This window comes from Peribacillus sp. SIMBA_075, assembly GCF_046534585.1.
Window position 1 is genome coordinate 1 of record NZ_JAWRYN010001741.1, and the last position, 230, is coordinate 230.

The window sequence follows — 230 nt, forward strand, 5'->3', positions numbered from 1 at the left end:
TGTTTTGATTGTGGAACATACACTAAAAACGTTAACAAAATTAGTAGATGCACCCACCAAGAGAAATAGAACACAGAAATGGCTGCGGTTTCATTTATTCCCGAGAAAACGTAAGCGATTGCAGAAGCGATCGGTTCACTCCATGAAAGCTCCTCGCCGTGCCATATAATTCCCATCCCATTACCGAGTAGCACAGAAATCATTAAGCCACCAATAAAGATAAGAACAAG

The 230-nt window shown here is 40.9% G+C and carries 1 pseudogene; it reads right to left on the reverse strand.

From position 1 onward, the window contains the following. Window positions 1–230, reverse strand: a pseudogene (locus SB775_RS34400) (hypothetical protein); the annotation flags it as partial.